Source organism: Pseudomonas sp. MIL9, assembly GCF_016887925.1.
GTDB classification, from domain to species: Bacteria; Pseudomonadota; Gammaproteobacteria; order Pseudomonadales; family Pseudomonadaceae; genus Aquipseudomonas; species Aquipseudomonas mohnii.
Map to the genome: position 1 here is coordinate 53449 of NZ_JAFEHE010000015.1, position 16361 is coordinate 69809.

General features: G+C 57.9%; 16 protein-coding genes. 13 read left to right on the forward strand and 3 right to left on the reverse strand.

The window, feature by feature from the left end; all coding sequences use genetic code 11:
- Nucleotides 1–2 precede the first annotated feature (2 nt).
- The 7 genes from JQF37_RS17300 to hisC all read left to right on the forward strand — a co-directional run bounded on the left by JQF37_RS17300 (nucleotide 3) and on the right by hisC (nucleotide 5869).
- Nucleotides 3–656 carry an ABC transporter substrate-binding protein gene (locus tag JQF37_RS17300; protein ID WP_130203959.1) on the forward strand — a complete coding sequence of 218 codons (654 nt, stop codon included), beginning with the start codon at nucleotides 3–5 and terminating at the stop codon, nucleotides 654–656.
- The gene (locus JQF37_RS17305) at nucleotides 653–958 is read left to right on the forward strand and encodes an STAS domain-containing protein (protein WP_130203960.1); all 306 of its coding nucleotides are present in this window, start codon (nucleotides 653–655) and stop codon (nucleotides 956–958) included. Before JQF37_RS17300 ends, JQF37_RS17305 begins: the two co-directional genes overlap by 4 nt.
- Nucleotides 959–1072: 114 nt before the next feature.
- The gene (locus JQF37_RS17310; RefSeq protein WP_047537750.1) at nucleotides 1073–1312 is read left to right on the forward strand and encodes a BolA family protein; all 240 of its coding nucleotides are present in this window, start codon (nucleotides 1073–1075) and stop codon (nucleotides 1310–1312) included.
- 22 nt (nucleotides 1313–1334) lie between these two features.
- A complete protein-coding gene (murA, locus tag JQF37_RS17315; RefSeq protein ID WP_090467169.1) occupies nucleotides 1335–2600 on the forward strand; it encodes a UDP-N-acetylglucosamine 1-carboxyvinyltransferase in 1266 nt (421 codons plus the stop codon).
- A 126-nt stretch (nucleotides 2601–2726) separates the two neighbouring features.
- Nucleotides 2727–3362, forward strand: coding sequence for an ATP phosphoribosyltransferase (hisG, locus tag JQF37_RS17320; protein WP_008018703.1), 636 nt, complete (start codon nucleotides 2727–2729; stop codon nucleotides 3360–3362).
- Nucleotides 3363–3488: 126 nt separating this feature from the next.
- Entirely contained in the window at nucleotides 3489–4814 is a 1326-nt protein-coding gene (gene hisD, locus JQF37_RS17325; RefSeq protein ID WP_130203961.1) for a histidinol dehydrogenase, read from the forward strand.
- A 2-nt stretch (nucleotides 4815–4816) separates the two neighbouring features.
- Nucleotides 4817–5869 carry a histidinol-phosphate transaminase gene (gene hisC, locus JQF37_RS17330; protein ID WP_130203962.1) on the forward strand — a complete coding sequence of 351 codons (1053 nt, stop codon included), beginning with the start codon at nucleotides 4817–4819 and terminating at the stop codon, nucleotides 5867–5869.
- Nucleotides 5870–5927: 58 nt separating this feature from the next.
- Here hisC and JQF37_RS17335 read toward each other — a convergent pair whose 3' ends face one another.
- The 3 genes from JQF37_RS17335 to algW form a co-directional block, all read right to left on the reverse strand.
- Entirely contained in the window at nucleotides 5928–6647 is a 720-nt protein-coding gene (locus tag JQF37_RS17335) for a DUF4198 domain-containing protein (protein ID WP_130203963.1), read from the reverse strand.
- A 12-nt stretch (nucleotides 6648–6659) separates the two neighbouring features.
- Nucleotides 6660–8765 carry a TonB-dependent siderophore receptor gene (locus JQF37_RS17340; protein WP_130203964.1) on the reverse strand — a complete coding sequence of 702 codons (2106 nt, stop codon included), beginning with the start codon at nucleotides 8763–8765 and terminating at the stop codon, nucleotides 6660–6662.
- An 87-nt stretch (nucleotides 8766–8852) separates the two neighbouring features.
- Nucleotides 8853–10013: a Do family serine endopeptidase AlgW gene (algW, locus tag JQF37_RS17345; RefSeq protein WP_130203965.1), complete on the reverse strand. Its 1161-nt coding sequence runs from the start codon at nucleotides 10011–10013 to the stop codon at nucleotides 8853–8855.
- A 103-nt stretch (nucleotides 10014–10116) separates the two neighbouring features.
- Between algW and JQF37_RS17350 the strand changes: the two genes are divergently transcribed.
- From JQF37_RS17350 to JQF37_RS17375, 6 genes are all read left to right on the forward strand, one after another.
- On the forward strand, nucleotides 10117–10875 hold the full coding sequence (locus tag JQF37_RS17350; RefSeq protein ID WP_130203966.1) for a Nif3-like dinuclear metal center hexameric protein: 759 nt from the start codon (nucleotides 10117–10119) through the stop codon (nucleotides 10873–10875).
- Between the two features lie 260 nt (nucleotides 10876–11135).
- Nucleotides 11136–12053 carry a sulfate adenylyltransferase subunit CysD gene (cysD, locus tag JQF37_RS17355; protein WP_090316153.1) on the forward strand — a complete coding sequence of 306 codons (918 nt, stop codon included), beginning with the start codon at nucleotides 11136–11138 and terminating at the stop codon, nucleotides 12051–12053.
- 9 nt (nucleotides 12054–12062) lie between these two features.
- Complete coding sequence (gene cysN / locus JQF37_RS17360) at nucleotides 12063–13961, forward strand: sulfate adenylyltransferase subunit CysN (protein WP_130203967.1); 1899 nt, start codon at nucleotides 12063–12065, stop codon at nucleotides 13959–13961.
- A 402-nt stretch (nucleotides 13962–14363) separates the two neighbouring features.
- Entirely contained in the window at nucleotides 14364–14915 is a 552-nt protein-coding gene (locus tag JQF37_RS17365; RefSeq protein WP_130203968.1) for a hypothetical protein, read from the forward strand.
- Between the two features lie 327 nt (nucleotides 14916–15242).
- The gene (locus tag JQF37_RS17370; protein WP_130203969.1) at nucleotides 15243–15794 is read left to right on the forward strand and encodes a hypothetical protein; all 552 of its coding nucleotides are present in this window, start codon (nucleotides 15243–15245) and stop codon (nucleotides 15792–15794) included.
- On the forward strand, nucleotides 15775–16359 hold the full coding sequence (locus tag JQF37_RS17375) for a 2OG-Fe(II) oxygenase (protein WP_130203970.1): 585 nt from the start codon (nucleotides 15775–15777) through the stop codon (nucleotides 16357–16359). The genes JQF37_RS17370 and JQF37_RS17375 overlap by 20 nt, the downstream gene beginning before the upstream one ends.
- The last annotated feature ends 2 nt before the right edge of the window (nucleotides 16360–16361 follow it).

Below are 16361 nucleotides of genomic sequence, written 5' to 3' on the forward strand. Positions count from 1 at the left end.
AAATGATCTCAATCTTGCGACGTGGCCTGTTGGTATTGCTCGCGGCTTTGCCGTTGGTAGCTAACGCCGTGGCGGCGCCTTCCGCGCACGATCTGGTACAGGACACCACCAATCGGTTGCTCGCCGACCTGGCGGCCAACAAAGAGAAATACAAGAAGGACCCGAATGACTTTTATGCGGCGCTGAACACGATTGTCGGCCCCGTGGTGGATGCCGAGGGTATTTCCAAGAGCATCATGACGGTCAAGTACTCGCGTAAAGCCAGCCCTGCGCAAATGAAGACCTTTGAAGAAAACTTCAAGAAAGGTTTGTTCCAGTTCTATGGCAATGCGTTGCTTGAGTACAACAACCAGGGCATCGTCGTTGACCCCGCCAAGGATGAGTCGGGCGACCGCACCAGCGTCGGCATGACGGTCAAGGGCAGCAATGGCGCGATCTATCCAGTGCAGTACACACTCGAGAAGATCAATGGCGAGTGGAAGCTGCGCAACGTCATCATCAACGGCATCAACATCGGCAAGCTGTTCCGCGATCAGTTCGCCGATGCAATGTCGCGCAATGGCAACAACCTGCAGGCGACCATCGACAATTGGGCAGGGGAAGTTGCCAAAGCCAAGGCCGCTACCGAACAATCCGACCAGAAGCCAGCCCAATGAGTGATTCGGCCGTTCGCATGAACGAAACCGGCGAACTGTTGCTCAGTGGCGTGCTGGATTACCGCACCGGCCCAGGCCTGCGCGAGCAGGGGCAGGTGCTGATCAAGTCCAGCAAGGCTGCGGCCCTGGTGATCGATTGTTCGGCGGTGGAGAAGTCCAGCAGTGTCGGCCTGTCCTTGCTGCTGTGCTTCATGCGAGATGCCCAGGCGGCCGGCAAGGCGCTGAGCATCCGCGGGATGCCCGAAGACATGCGCGAAATTGCTCAGGTCAGTGAGTTGACCGAGCTGTTGGCGCATCCCTAACCCGCATCGATAAAGTAGCCCCCCGTCAGAGTCCTGCTCCGCGGGGTTCGCAGGCGCGGGGCTTTTTTGTATGATGTCCGACCCGCGCGCACAGGGCGCCGATTGAGGTTGAGCATGCAGGCCACCGAAGTGAAGAGCTTCCTTGAAGGAAAGCTGCCAGGAACTCAGGTAGAAGTTGAGGGCGAAGGCTGCAATTTCCAGCTGAACGTGATTAGCGATGAACTGGCGGCATTGAGCCCGGTCAAGCGTCAGCAGCAGATCTATGCCCATTTGAACCCGTGGATCACCGATGGCAGCATCCACGCGGTCACTATGAAATTTTTCAGCAGCGCGGCCTGGGCCGAGCGCACCTGAGCCCAAGGGCGTCGAGATTCTTATGGATAAATTGATTATTACTGGCGGAGCTCGTCTTGACGGCGAGATCCGCATCTCCGGGGCAAAGAACTCTGCCCTGCCGATCCTGGCTGCGACGCTGCTGTGCGATGGCCCTGTGACTGTGGCCAACCTGCCGCACCTGCACGACATCACCACCATGATCGAGCTGTTCGGTCGCATGGGCATCGAGCCTGTCATCGACGAGAAACTGGCCGTCGAAATCGACCCGCGCACCATCAAGACCCTGATCGCTCCGTACGAACTGGTGAAAACCATGCGTGCGTCGATCCTGGTGCTGGGCCCGATGGTTGCCCGTTTCGGTGAAGCCGAAGTCGCACTGCCTGGCGGTTGCGCCATCGGTTCGCGTCCGGTTGACCTGCACATCCGTGGCCTCGAAGCCATGGGCGCGGTCATCGACGTTGAAGGCGGCTACATCAAGGCCAAGGCGCCGGAAGGCGGCCTGCGTGGCGCGCACTTCTTCTTCGACACCGTCAGTGTGACCGGTACCGAGAACATCATGATGGCCGCCGCTCTGGCCAAGGGCCGCAGTGTACTGGCCAACGCCGCACGCGAGCCTGAGGTCGTCGACCTGGCGAACTTCCTGAACGCCATGGGCGCCAAGGTTTCCGGTGCTGGCACCGACACCATCACCATCGATGGCGTCGAGCGTCTGCACACCACCACTTACAAAGTGATGCCCGACCGTATCGAAACCGGCACCTATCTGGTCGCCGCTGCGGTGACTGGCGGTCGCGTGAAGGTCAAGGACACCGATCCGACCATCCTCGAAGCCGTTCTGGAAAAACTCCGGGAAGCGGGCGCCGAAATCACCTGCGGCGAAGACTGGATCGAACTGAACATGCACGGCAAGCGGCCGAAAGCCGTCAACGTGCGCACCGCACCGTATCCGGCTTTCCCGACTGACATGCAAGCGCAGTTCATCTCCCTCAACGCCATTGCCGAAGGCACGGGCGCCGTGATCGAGACGATCTTCGAAAACCGCTTCATGCACGTTTATGAACTGCACCGCATGGGCGCCAAGATCCAGGTCGAAGGCAACACCGCCATCGTGACCGGCACCGAAAAGCTCAAGGGCGCGCCAGTCATGGCGACCGACCTGCGTGCTTCGGCCAGCCTGGTCATCTCGGCGCTGATCGCCGAAGGCGACACCCTGATCGATCGCATCTACCACATCGACCGTGGTTATGAGTGCATCGAAGAGAAACTGCAGATGCTCGGCGCCAAGATCCGCCGCGTACCGGGCTAGTTCCTGCTGCATGGGCATAAGGACATGCCCGTTGAATTGTTGAAGTCGAGCCGGATTCCGGCTCGACGTGTGTCCGGCGCCGTTTGCGACCGGGCATGAGTACCTTGATAAGGACTGACGTTTCCCATGTTGACCATCGCACTGTCCAAGGGCCGCATCCTTGATGACACCTTGCCGCTTCTGGCTGAAGCAGGCATCGTGCCGACCGAGAATCCGGACAAGAGTCGCAAGCTGATCATCCCCACGACCCAGGAAGATGTACGCCTGCTGATCGTGCGTGCCACCGATGTGCCGACCTACGTCGAGCATGGCGCCGCCGACCTGGGTGTCGCCGGTAAAGACGTGCTGATGGAATACGGCGGCCAGGGCCTGTACGAGCCACTGGACCTGCAAATTGCCCAGTGCAAACTGATGACGGCCGGCAAGGTCGGCGCAGTCGAGCCCAAGGGCCGTCTGCGTATCGCCACTAAATTCGTCAACGTTGCCAAGCGTTACTACGCCGAACAGGGCCGCCAGGTCGACATCATCAAGCTTTACGGTTCGATGGAACTGGCGCCGCTGATCGGCCTGGCCGACAAGATCATCGACGTGGTCGACACGGGTAACACGCTGCGGGCCAACGGTCTGGAGCCACAGGACTTCATTGCTGCCATCAGCTCCCGGCTGATCGTCAACAAAGCTTCGATGAAAATGCAACACGCCCGTATTCAGGCGTTGATCGACACCCTGCGCAAGGCAGTGGAGTCTCGACACCGCGGCTGATTCACCTGCGCGACCTTGAGTCGCGCCCGTCTATCCGCCTCATAGCCAGAATTCTCAGGTGCCCAAGCGGAAACGACTGCTAAGTTAGGGCGCCTGAGTTTTTGCCAATCCTATGAGGCTCTCGCTATGACCGCACCGACTGCAATTCGCCGACTCAACGCTGCTGACCCGGATTTCGCACATCATCTGGATCATCTGCTGAGCTGGGAAAGTGTGTCTGACGACTCGGTCAATCAGCGGGTGCTGGACATCATCAAGGCCGTGCGCGAGCGTGGCGATGCCGCGCTGGTGGAATTCACCCGTCAATTCGACGGGCTCGATGTCGCGTCAATGGCCGACCTGATCCTGCCGCGCGAACGCCTGGAACTGGCGCTCACGCGCATCACGGTAGCGCAGCGCGAAGCCCTGGAAAAAGCTGCGGCCCGGGTGCGCAGCTACCACGAAAAGCAGAAACAGGACTCCTGGACTTACACCGAGGCCGACGGCACGGTGCTGGGTCAGAAGGTCACGCCGCTGGACCGTGCCGGCCTGTATGTGCCGGGCGGCAAGGCGTCGTACCCGTCGTCAGTATTGATGAACGCCATTCCGGCCAAGGTTGCCGGTGTGACCGAAGTGGTCATGGTGGTGCCGACTCCGCGTGGCGAGATCAATGAGCTGGTGCTGGCCGCCGCCTGCATCTCCGGCGTCGACCGCGTGTTCACCATTGGCGGTGCACAAGCTGTCGCCGCGCTGGCCTACGGCACCGAAAGCGTGCCGAAGGTCGACAAAGTGGTGGGGCCGGGCAACATCTATGTCGCCACCGCCAAGCGCCACGTGTTTGGTCAGGTCGGTATCGACATGATCGCCGGCCCGTCCGAGATCCTCGTGGTGTGCGACGGTCAGACCGATCCGGACTGGATCGCCATGGACCTGTTCTCCCAGGCCGAGCACGATGAAGACGCCCAGGCGATCCTGGTCAGCCCCGACGCCGATTTCCTCGACAAAGTGGCCGACAGCATCGCCAGGCTGATGCCGACCATGGAGCGCGCGCAAATCATCGAAACCTCGATCAATGGTCGTGGTGCGCTGATCCAGGTTCGCGATATGGCCCAGGCCATCGAAGTGGCCAACCGCATCGCGCCGGAGCATCTGGAGTTGTCGGTGGCCGATCCGCAAGCCTGGCTGCCGCAGATCCGCCACGCCGGTGCGATCTTCATGGGTCGTCACACCTCCGAAGCCTTGGGCGACTATTGCGCGGGCCCGAACCACGTGTTGCCGACTTCCGGCACCGCGCGGTTCTCCTCGCCGCTGGGTGTTTACGACTTCCAGAAGCGCTCGTCGATCATCTTCTGCTCCGAGCAGGGGGCGTCCGAGCTGGGCAAAACCGCTTCCGTGCTGGCCCGTGGCGAGTCACTGACCGCTCACGCCCGCAGTGCCGAATACCGTATCGTTGACGAACAAAAGGGAAACTGAGCATGAGTAAATTCTGGAGCCCGTTCGTCAAGAATCTGGTGCCTTACGTACCGGGCGAGCAGCCGAAACTGGCAAAACTGGTGAAGCTCAACACCAACGAAAACCCGTACGGCCCATCGCCCAAGGCACTGGCCGCCATGCAGGCCGAGCTGAACGACAACCTGCGTTTGTACCCGGATCCGAACAGCGATCTGCTCAAGAATGCGGTCGCCAGGTATTACGGCGTGCAGAGCAATCAGGTGTTCCTCGGCAACGGGTCCGATGAAGTCCTGGCGCACATTTTCCACGGCCTGTTGCAGCACGATCAGCCGCTGCTGTTCCCGGATATCAGCTACAGCTTCTATCCGGTCTACTGCGGTCTGTACGGCATCCGGTTTGATGCGGTGCCGCTGGACGCGCACTTCCGGATCGACCCGGCGGACTACGCCAAGCCGAATGGCGGGATCATTTTCCCCAACCCGAATGCGCCGACCGGTTGCCTGCTGGCCCTCGACGCCATCGAGCAAATCCTCAAGGCCAGCCCGGATTCGGTGGTCGTGGTGGATGAGGCTTACATCGACTTCGGCGGAGAAACCGCGATCAGTCTGGTGGACCGTTATCCGAACCTGCTGGTGACTCAGACGCTGTCCAAGTCCCGTTCTCTGGCGGGTCTGCGGGTAGGTTTGGCGGTGGGGCATCCTGACCTCATCGAGGCGCTGGAGCGGATCAAGAACAGCTTCAACTCCTATCCGCTGGATCGGATGGCGAATGTCGGTGCGGCGGCCGCGTTTGAAGATCGTGAGTACTTCGACAAGACTTGCCGATTGGTCATCGAGAGTCGCGAGCAGTTGATTGCACAGCTGCAGGCCAAGGGTTTCGAAGTATTGCCGTCGGCAGCGAACTTCATTTTCGCCCGTCACCCGCAGCACGATGCGGCGGGGCTGGCGGCGAAGTTGCGTGAGCAAGGCGTGATCGTCCGGCACTTCAAGCAGGAGCGGATTGCTCAGTTCCTGCGGATTTCCATCGGTACGCCTGAGCAGAACCAGGCGCTGATCGACGGTTTAGGCGATCTGTAAACCATCCCCGATCCTGTGGGAGCGAGCTCGCTCCCACAGTGTTTAGTGTTGTTTTGACTTACTCGTGATGCGGTTCGCCCAGGAATGTCAGCGAACTGAACAATCCACGACTGCTCACGTCAGCGCTGTCTTTCACCGGCACTTCCACCTGAGCCGAAATCACATTCAGCCCTTCATTGCGCACCAGCACTTGCGCCCGGCCGTCCGCGTCGGTTTCGGTGCTCAAGGTGTTCGGCGCATTGCGATAGTCACCCACCAACTTCACGCCCGCCGCCGGTTTGCCATCCAGTAGCACACGCACCGGCAGCGAATTGCCCGGCCCCACGGTCAGCGGATCGACCTCCGGCAAAATCAGCAACTTCAGCTGATCAAGCCTGGGCAACCTGGCGGCCGACTGATAAATCGCCAGGCTGTACTTGAACGTCTGTGTCGACTCGATCGCGCCCGGTACTTTACTGCGCCCCTCGTTGACCCACTTCTTGTCGGCGGTCTGCGACCACATGCCATTGTCCAGTGCCACGGCGATCACCGCGGGCGGTTTCAGCGGTTGCAGGCGCGCGTGATCAGGCAGGCGCTGGACGGTCACCGGAATCATTTTCCCGCTGATGTCATACGCCCAGGCGCCGCTGATTTTCTGCGCCTTGAAGGCATTGTCCTCGGCGCCGTGGCCGTAAATCACTTCGATGTTGCCGCGACGCTGTTCAGTCCAGAGACCATGGGCCGAGACCTCATGGGTGAACAATAGACCGAGCAGGGCCAGGGATTTGAGAGAGGGCATGGAGATGTCCTTTTATAGAGTGAGTGTCAGGCTGACGGTGAAATTGCGCGGCTCGCCGGGGTTGACCCAGTAATGGCTGTAGGAACGCTCGAAGTATTTCTCGTCGAAAACGTTGTTGAGGTTCAGGCCCACAGTGACGTTGTCGCTGGCCTTGTAATGGGCCAGCAGGTCAACCGTGTGATAAGCCGGCAATTCGAAGTCGCTGCCGGCTTCGCCCGAGCGGTCGCCGACATAGGTGAAGGCCGCACCGACATCGGATCCGCGCAAGCGACCGTCCTGAAACGCATAAACCCCCAGCAAACTGCCGCTGTGTTTGGCGACGCCGAGAATTCGGCTGCCGGTTGGAATGACCTTGTCGCCCTCGGTGACTTCAGCATCGATGTAGGCAAAGGCGCCGATCACCCGTACGGCATCGGTGACTTGCCCGGCGACTTGCAGATCGAAACCCTGGCTGCGGGCCTTGCCCATGGCGCGGCTGGTGTCGGTGCCCGGGTCGAGGGCGAGGACGTTTTTCTTTTCGATATGGAAGGCGGCGAGGGTGCTGCTCAAACGGTCGTCGAACAGCTCGCTCTTGATCCCGATTTCATAGCCAACACCTTCTTCCGGATCAAAGGATCTGCCGGCGGCGTCCAGGCCATTGTTCGGTTTGAACGAAGTGGAGGCGTTGGCGAACAGGCCGATTTCGGGTGTCAGCTGATACAGCAGTCCGGCCCGTTGCGTAAGGGCGTCGTGGTGCTGGCGGCTGGTGGAGTTGCGCGTGTGATCGTCGATGCTTTGCTCGAACCGTTCGAGACGCGCACCGAGCATGCCTCGCAACGTGTCAGTGAAGAGGATCTGATCCTGCAGGTTCAGGGCGCGGCTTTCGACGTGTTCGAAGAAGTCAGTGCCGGAACGTACGCCGCCTGGTTTCGGCTGGCCATAGAGCGGTTGGTCAATGTCGATGGCGTAGGGGCTGCCGGCGATGGTCGTCACGCGCTCGTTCTTGCGGTAGTTCTCGTATTCACTGCCGATCAGTAGTTCGTGCTGCCACGGGCCGGTGTCGAATAATCCGCGCAGTTCGAGTTGGGTAATGCTGTCGTGCCAATCGTTGTCCCGCTCGCGGTAGCGTCGGTTGACGGTGTGGCCATCGGCATTCAAGGCGCGCGCTTCCGAGGCGAAGCCCCAGAGTTTGCCTTGCTTGTAGTGACTGGCCAGGCGCAGTTTCCAGGTGTCGTTCAGGTGATGTTCGAGCGCGGCTTGCAGCAGGTTGTTGTGGTTGTCGGTGTCGCCATCGTTGGGTTCGCCGAGGAAGGTCGAACGAGACACGCCACTCCACGCGTTGTTCGGCGCGACGATGCCGCGGTCGAATGTGGAGCGGTGGCGCATGAACTCGCTTTCCACCAGCAGCGTCGTGTCGGGATTGAGTTGCCAACTGAAGGAGGGCGCGACGAACACCCGCTCACGATCAACGTGATCGCGAAAGCTCTGGCCGTCCTCGACGGCCAGGTTTACCCGCGACAACACGTTGCCGTCCTCATCCAGTGGGGTGTTGACGTCCAGCGCGGTGCGGTAGCGATCCCAACTGCCAGCGCTGGTTTGCAGGGTGGCGAAGGCTTCGGGTCGGGGTTTTTTGGTGACGATATTCACCGTGCCGCCCGGATCGCCCCGACCGTAAAGACTGGCAGCAGGGCCTTTGAGCACTTCGATGCGTTCGATACTCGCCACGTCCGGCGTGCTCGGGTAGCCGCGATTGGCGCTGAATCCGTCCTTGTAGAATTCCGAGGTGGTGAAGCCACGCACGCTGTATTCGTAGAGCGTCAGGCCGCCGAAGTTGTTCTGTTTCGACACGCCGCCCGCGAAGTCCAGTGCACGCTCGACGCTGATGCTGCCCAAGTCGTTGAGCACACTGACGGGAATCACGCTGATCGATTGCGGGATGTCGCGAATGGCGGTGTCGGTTTTGGTTGCGCTGGAAGAGCGGGTGGCGCGGTAGCCATCGACCGGGCCGGTGGCGGATTCGTAATCTGAAGTGACGCTGATTGCGTCCAGTTCGAGGGTTCGCGGTTCTTCGGCGAAGACCGGATTCCCCAGCAGCCCGAGGGCAAGACTGGCCATGGAGGCCTTTGTTCGAGACGACATGTTATGTTGTTCCAATTCCTAGAATTGAAACAATATAACATGTCTAATGAGAATGTCTGCCAATGGCCCGAAATGCTCGGGCCGGGTTTAGTTTTCTTCTTTTTCCTTCACCGGAGCCGGCGGCGGACGCAAGCCGATTTCCGCGGTGAGCTTGAGCTCCTTGCCGTTGCGCATCACTTGAACAGTGACCTTGTCAGTCGGTTTGATCCGCGCGACCTGATTCATCGAGCGACGGCCATCACCGGCCGGTTCGCCGTCGATGCTGAGGATCACATCGCCCAACTGCAGGCCGGCCTTCTGCGCCGGGCCGTCGCGGAAAATCCCGGCGACGACGATGCCCGGACGTCCAGAAAGACCGAAGGACTCCGCCAGTTCCTGGGTCAATGGCTGCACTTCAATACCCAACCAGCCGCGAATCACCTGGCCGTGCTCGATGATCGACTTCATCACTTCCATTGCCAGTTTGATCGGGATCGCGAAGCCGATGCCCTGGGAGCCACCTGACTTGGAAAAAATCGCCGTGTTGATACCGGTCAGGTTGCCGTTGGCATCCACCAGTGCACCACCGGAGTTGCCGGGGTTGATCGCGGCGTCGGTCTGGATGAAGTCTTCGTAGTTGTTCAGGCCCAACTGGTTACGCCCGGTCGCACTGATGATACCCATGGTCACGGTCTGGCCGACACCGAACGGGTTGCCGATGGCCAGGGCCACATCGCCGATGCGGATGTTGTCGGAACGGCCGACGGTGATCGCCGGCAAGTTCTTCAAATCGATCTTCAGCACCGCGAGGTCGGTCTCCGGGTCGCTGCCGATCACCCGGGCCAGGGTTTCGCGCCCGTCCTTGAGCGCGACCACTATCTGGTCGGCACCGCTGGTCACGTGGTTGTTGGTCAGGATGTAGCCTTCCGGACTCATGATCACGCCCGAACCGAGGCTCGACTCCATGCGTTTCTGCTTGGGCGAGTTATCGCCGAAGAAACGGCGGAACTGCGGATCTTCGAACAACGGGTGGTTGGGTTTGTTGATGACTTTGGTGGTGTACAGGTTCACCACGGATGGCGCGGCCGTAGTCACCGCGTCAGCATAGGACACCGGACCTTGCTGCATGCTGGTGGTCTGCGGGGCTTGCTGCAGATTGACGTCGAGGCTTGGCAGCCCGACCCACTGCGGGTAACGCTGGATTATCAACAGAGCGACAAGCACGCCGGCCAGTAGCGGCCAGCCGGAAAAACGCAGCGCCTTGAGCATTAAGCACGTCCTGAGAGGGTTGCAGGCGGTATCGGACCGCCCATAATGACGCGCATTATACGAGGCCGCGCGTGCCTCTGAACGGGATATTTAGGAGTCTTTCATGGCCGTCGCCCTGAGCACCCTGGTCGAAGAAGCCGACCGTTACCTCAGCAGTTCGAAAATTGCCGATTACTGCCCCAACGGCCTGCAGGTCGAAGGCCGGCCGCAAGTGATGCGCATTGTCAGTGGCGTCACCGCCAGCCAGGCGTTGCTCGATGCCGCCGTGGAAGCCAACGCCGACCTGGTGCTGGTGCACCATGGCTATTTCTGGAAGGGCGAAAACCCGTGCATCACCGGCATGAAGCAGCGTCGCCTGAAGACATTGCTCAAGCACGATATCAGCCTGCTGTCCTATCACCTGCCGCTGGATCTGCACCCGGATGTCGGTAACAACGTGCAGTTGGCCCGGCAGCTCGACATCACCGTCGAAGGCCCGCTGGACCCGGACAACCTGAAGATTGTCGGTCTGGTCGGTTCGTTGAGTGAGCCGATGATGCCTCGGGATTTTGCCCGCCGGGTCCAGGAAGTCATGGGCCGCGAGCCCTTGCTGGTCGAGGGCAGCAAGATGATTCGTCGGGTCGGCTGGTGCACGGGGGGCGGTCAGGGCTACATCGATCAGGCCATTCTGGCGGGTGTCGACCTGTACCTGAGCGGCGAGGCTTCCGAGCAAACGTTCCACAGCGCGCGGGAAAACGACATCAGCTTCATCGCCGCCGGCCACCACGCCACCGAGCGTTATGGCGTTCAGGCGCTGGGGGATTACCTGGCGCGACGCTTTGCCCTCGAACACATCTTCATCGATTGCCCGAACCCAATCTGACAAAACGCTGTCCCTGTAGGAGCGAGCCTGCTCGCGATGAACCCGAGAACGCCGCGGGGTGTCAGGCCCCCAGCGTTATCGTTGACGAACATCGCGAGCCGGCTCGCTCCTGCAGGGGGCGGGTTCTGCCCAAACGAGGGGGCATATTCATATGCTCTTTCGTTCTAGTTGGCGTCCTGATTAGAAGTGGGCGCTGTGCTAGGATTCCTCGCTCGAACACGGCCCGCTGGCCGTTCATAAGAAAGCTTTCGTGAGTAGCCATGGTCGACAAACTGACGCATCTGAAACAGCTGGAGGCGGAAAGCATCCACATCATCCGCGAGGTGGCCGCCGAGTTCGATAACCCGGTGATGCTGTACTCCATCGGTAAAGACTCCGCCGTGATGCTGCACCTGGCACGCAAGGCGTTTTTCCCTGGCAAGCTGCCGTTTCCGGTGATGCATGTCGACACCCGCTGGAAATTCCAGGAGATGTACGCCTTCCGCGACAAAATGGTCGCCGAGCTGGGTCTCGACCTGATCACCCATGTGAACCCGGACGGCGTGGCGCAAGGCATCAACCCGTTTACCCACGGCAGTGCCAAGCACACCGACATCATGAAGACCGAAGGCCTGAAGCAGGCATTGGACAAATATGGTTTCGACGCCGCTTTCGGTGGTGCCCGTCGCGATGAAGAGAAATCCCGCGCCAAGGAGCGCGTGTATTCGTTCCGCGACAGCAAGCACCGCTGGGATCCGAAAAACCAGCGCCCGGAGCTCTGGAACGTCTACAACGGCAAGGTCAACAAGGGCGAATCCATTCGTGTGTTCCCGTTGTCGAACTGGACTGAACTGGACATCTGGCAGTACATCTACCTTGAAGGCATCCCGATCGTCCCGCTGTACTTCGCCGCCGAGCGTGAAGTCATCGAGAAGAACGGCACGCTGATCATGATCGACGACGAGCGCATCCTCGAACACCTGAGCGATGAAGACAAAGCACGCATCGTCAAAAAGAAAGTGCGTTTCCGTACCCTTGGCTGCTACCCGTTGACGGGCGCGGTGGAGTCCGAGGCCGAAAGCCTCACGGACATCATTCAGGAAATGCTCCTGACGCGAACTTCCGAGCGCCAGGGCCGTGTCATCGACCACGATGGCGCCGGCTCGATGGAAGACAAGAAACGTCAAGGTTATTTCTAAGGGGCTGTCATGTCGCATCAATCTGATTTGATCAGCGAGGACATCCTCGCCTACTTGGGCCAGCACGAACGTAAAGAGCTGCTGCGCTTTCTGACCTGCGGTAACGTCGACGACGGCAAGAGCACCCTGATCGGGCGCCTGCTGCACGACTCCAAGATGATCTACGAAGATCACCTGGAAGCCATTACCCGCGACTCGAAAAAAGTCGGCACCACCGGCGAAGACATCGACCTGGCGTTGCTGGTCGACGGCCTGCAGGCCGAGCGTGAGCAAGGCATCACCATCGATGTCGCGTACCGCTATTTCTCCACCGCCAAGCGCAAGTTCATCATCGCCGATACCCCTGGCCATGAGCAGTACACCCGCAACATGGCCACCGGTGCATCCACCTGTGACCTGGCGATCATCCTGGTCGACGCCCGTTACGGCGTGCAGACCCAGACCCGTCGCCACAGCTTCATTGCCTCGCTGTTGGGCATCAAGCACATCGTCGTCGCCATCAACAAGATGGACCTCAAGGACTTCGATCAGGGCGTGTTCGAGTCGATCAAGGCCGACTACCTGAAGTTCGCCGAAGGCTTGAAGATGAAGCCTACGAGCATGCACTTCGTGCCGATGTCTGCCCTCAAGGGCGACAACGTGGTGAACAAGTCCGAGCGCTCGCCGTGGTACACCGGCCAGTCGCTGATGGAAATTCTCGAGACCGTGGAAGTGGCGGGCGACCGCAACTTCACCGACCTGCGTTTCCCGGTGCAGTACGTCAACCGTCCGAACCTGAACTTCCGTGGTTTCGCCGGCACCCTGGCCAGTGGCATCGTCAAGAAAGGCGACGAAGTCGTGGTCCTGCCGTCGGGCAAGAGCAGCCGCGTGAAATCCATCGTCACCTTCGAGGGTGAGCTGGAGCACGCCGGTCCAGGTCAAGCGGTGACGCTGACCATGGAAGATGAAATCGACATCTCCCGCGGCGACCTGTTGGTCCACGCCGACAACGTGCCGCCGGTCACCGACAGCTTCGAAGCGATGCTGGTGTGGATGGCTGAAGAGCCGATGCTGCCGGGCAAGAAATACGACATCAAACGCGCCACCAGTTACGTGCCGGGCTCCATCGCCAGCATCGTCAACAAGGTCGACGTGAACACCCTCGAAGAAGGCCCGGCCAGCGCGTTGCAGCTGAACGAAATCGGTAAGGTCAAGATCGCGCTCGACGCGCCGATTGCCCTCGACGGTTACGACAGCAACCGCACCACCGGCGCGTTCATCATTATCGACCGCCTGACCAACGGCACCGTGGGCGCCGGCATGATCGTCGCCCAGCCTCTGGAACACGGCAGTGCCACGCACCACGGCAAACTGGCCCACGTCGCCACCGAAGAACGCGCCCAGCGCTTCGGCCAGCAACCGGCCACCGTGTTGTTCAGCGGCTTGTCGGGCGCAGGCAAGAGCACCCTGGCATATGCCGTAGAGCGCAAGCTGTTCGACATGGGCCGTGCGGTATATGTGCTCGATGGCCAGAACCTGCGTCACGACCTGAACAAGGGGCTGCCACAGGATCGCGCCGGGCGTACCGAGAACTGGCGTCGTGCCGCGCACGTAGCGCGCCAGTTCAACGAAGCCGGTTTGCTGACCCTGGCGGCGTTCGTTGCGCCGAGCTCCGAAGGTCGTGAACAGGCCAAGGAACTGATCGGCAAAGAGCGTCTGCTGACGGTCTACGTCCAGGCTTCGCCAGCGGTCTGCGCCGAACGCGATCCACAAGGCCTGTACGCGGCGGGCGGCGATAACATCCCTGGCGAGTCCTTCCCGTACGACGTGCCGCTGGATGCCGATCTGGTGATCGACACCCAATCGTTGTCGCTGGAAGAAAGCGTCAAGCAAGTGCTGGATCTGCTGCGCAAGCGTGGTGCGATCTAAGCTCAAAGCAGCGGCAAGCTTCTAGCTTCAAGCTGCAAGAAAAAGCCCGCAGACAGGTAACTGTCTGCGGGCTTTTTTTGTGCTCGGAAAAACGCGTGAATGGCCAGCGTTGTTGGTGCTTGGGAAATGGACTACAGGGATATCGGAACTCGGTAAGTTACATTTGTTTGCATAGGGAGATATTGTTGTTAGCAGATATGAGGTTGATATCTGTTTCGGTTTTTTTTGGGGGGGGGCGAAAAGAAAATACAAAGCGCAGGGTTTTTGAATTTTAAGCGCTCTGAAATATTAAAGTTTAAAGATTTGGATTTCTCGGTGAGAAAAATCTGAGTTTCGAGCGGTGCCAATCCCTGTCAGGTGTGAGTGTTAAATGTTGTTTTTGATAGGCGTCTGGAGGTACGTGTGCCTGCAAAGAATTTATATGCCAATCCTGGATATGTTACTGGGGTCGGAGAGAATGTTTCCTTACTATTTTTGTTTTTTGTTCTGGTTTTGGTCTCGGTTCTTGTATATGGAAAAATACAGGAAATCCCTCCCTTGCCGGAAAGGCTGGTTAGGGAGAGTGCTTATTTGTATAAAGATGTTTCGCACTCAAGGAATGATTCATTTTTATATTTGAGGGTCGGGCTGAATGATGATGCCTATAACTACATTATTGAAGCTTCTGCTAGTGACATTCAGAACTTGGATTTGAGGAAGGGGCAAAAATTATGGGTTGCTGTAGATTCAGATCGGGCTAAACGGTTTGTTTGGTGGGTCTATGATGTTGATACCCATCTGTTGGTCAGTCGTGAGGATATATTGAGTTGGATAAAGCGTAGTAACAATGAGTGCTATTTTTTATTGGTGTGGTTGTCAGTTTTGTCATCATGCTTTCTGTTTGTTATTTTTCGAAATGGAATTTGGAACAGGGTTGTAGCGAAAAGGAGAGTGCATGAAAATCGAACGGATTGATAATGGAATATACGTGATTTATGACTTTCTGACGGAAAGCGAAGAAGTCGCCATAAACCTTTTGCTCAAGGGGGTTGTCTGGAGATAAAGCTGGCCAAATTATGAAGAGCTGCTCTTTGTCAGGCCCTGCTGGCACGTGTTCATCTCGGTGTTTTGTCTAGTTTCGAAAAATACAAAGCTCTGGAGCTTTGCGTTTAAGCGATCTGAGGTATTTCACTTAAAAAAGTCGGGCTATTCGGTGCGCAAGATTTGAGATTCGAACGATTCCGAGCTCAGTCAGGTGTTGAATCCTTAATGTGATTTTCGATTGACGTTCTGGGAGTGCGTGTGCCTGCAAAGAATTTATATATCCCTCCTGAATATATTGCCGGGGTCGGTGAGATTGTTTTTTTAGTGTTTTTGTTTGTTGGTTTTGTTGTTGCTTCGGTCCCAATGTATGGAAAAGTACGGGAGATCCCTCCCTTGCCGGAACGGCTGGTTATGGAAAGTGCTTATTTGTATAGAGATGTTTTTCAGTCAAGAGCTACTTCATCTTTATATTTGAGGGTCGGGCTGGATGAGGATGCCTATAACTACATTATTGAAGCTTCTGCGAGTGACATTCAGCACCTGAATTTGAGGAAGGGGAAAAAATTGTGGGTTGCTGTGGATTCAGATCGGACTAAACGGTTTGTTTGGTGGGTCTATGATGTTGATACCAATTTGTTGATCGGCCGTAAAGATATATTGCTTTGGGTAAGGTCAAATAACATTGGGTGTTATTTTGTGCTGGCTGGTTGGTCAATTATATTGTCTTACTTGCTGTTTGTAATTGCTCGGAATGGAATTTGGAACAGGGTCGCTGCGAAAAGGAGAACGCATGAAACTCGAGAGAATTGATAATGGAATATATGTTATTGATGACTTTCTGATGGAAAGCGAAGAAGTCGCTATAAATCTTTTGCTCAAGGGGGCTGTCTGGAGATACAACTGGCCAAATTATGAAGAGTTGCCCTTCGTCAGGCCTTGCTGGCACGTGTTCATTGCGGGTAAAGGTCGCCCTGAGCGGCAGTCCTGCCTGGAAGAATTGAACGGCAATGAATCATGGCGTTTTCTGGTTGGTTTCTGGGAGCGATTTTCAGATCTACATGATTTCAATATGACGTTGTTAGGTGTTTACGCAAACGGACAGACGTTCGGGCAAGACACCATTATTCATCGTGATAACAAAATCCATCCGGGATTGACTGTTATCGTTTTCTGCAACGAGCACTGGCCCACGTCCTGGGGAGGAGAGCTCGTTTTCTATGATGATGCGAAAGAAAATGTCATTAAGGCTGTACTTCCAAAATCTCGTCGTGTGGTGGTTTTCGATGGGCGAATTCCACATGCGGCGAGATCACCTTCCGTCAAGTGTGATCAGGTAAGAATGACACTTGCGTTTAAAACTGTGATCAAGGAGTAATA

What these genes read in the sequence shown, in the direction of transcription:
- hisC (WP_130203962.1), top strand. Translation starts at nt 4,817, where the DNA reads ATGAGTAAATTCTGGAGCCCGTTCGTCAAGAATCTGGTGCCTTACGTA.
- algW (WP_130203965.1), bottom strand. Translation starts at nt 10,013, where the DNA reads ATGCTCAAGGCGCTGCGTTTTTCCGGCTGGCCGCTACTGGCCGGCGTG.
- JQF37_RS17340 (WP_130203964.1), bottom strand. Translation starts at nt 8,765, where the DNA reads ATGTCGTCTCGAACAAAGGCCTCCATGGCCAGTCTTGCCCTCGGGCTG.
- hisD (WP_130203961.1), top strand. Translation starts at nt 3,489, where the DNA reads ATGACCGCACCGACTGCAATTCGCCGACTCAACGCTGCTGACCCGGAT.
- JQF37_RS17375 (WP_130203970.1), top strand. Translation starts at nt 15,775, where the DNA reads ATGAAACTCGAGAGAATTGATAATGGAATATATGTTATTGATGACTTT.
- JQF37_RS17335 (WP_130203963.1), bottom strand. Translation starts at nt 6,647, where the DNA reads ATGCCCTCTCTCAAATCCCTGGCCCTGCTCGGTCTATTGTTCACCCAT.
- JQF37_RS17305 (WP_130203960.1), top strand. Translation starts at nt 653, where the DNA reads ATGAGTGATTCGGCCGTTCGCATGAACGAAACCGGCGAACTGTTGCTC.
- murA (WP_090467169.1), top strand. Translation starts at nt 1,335, where the DNA reads ATGGATAAATTGATTATTACTGGCGGAGCTCGTCTTGACGGCGAGATC.
- hisG (WP_008018703.1), top strand. Translation starts at nt 2,727, where the DNA reads ATGTTGACCATCGCACTGTCCAAGGGCCGCATCCTTGATGACACCTTG.
- JQF37_RS17310 (WP_047537750.1), top strand. Translation starts at nt 1,073, where the DNA reads ATGCAGGCCACCGAAGTGAAGAGCTTCCTTGAAGGAAAGCTGCCAGGA.
- JQF37_RS17300 (WP_130203959.1), top strand. Translation starts at nt 3, where the DNA reads ATGATCTCAATCTTGCGACGTGGCCTGTTGGTATTGCTCGCGGCTTTG.
- cysD (WP_090316153.1), top strand. Translation starts at nt 11,136, where the DNA reads ATGGTCGACAAACTGACGCATCTGAAACAGCTGGAGGCGGAAAGCATC.
- cysN (WP_130203967.1), top strand. Translation starts at nt 12,063, where the DNA reads ATGTCGCATCAATCTGATTTGATCAGCGAGGACATCCTCGCCTACTTG.
- JQF37_RS17350 (WP_130203966.1), top strand. Translation starts at nt 10,117, where the DNA reads ATGGCCGTCGCCCTGAGCACCCTGGTCGAAGAAGCCGACCGTTACCTC.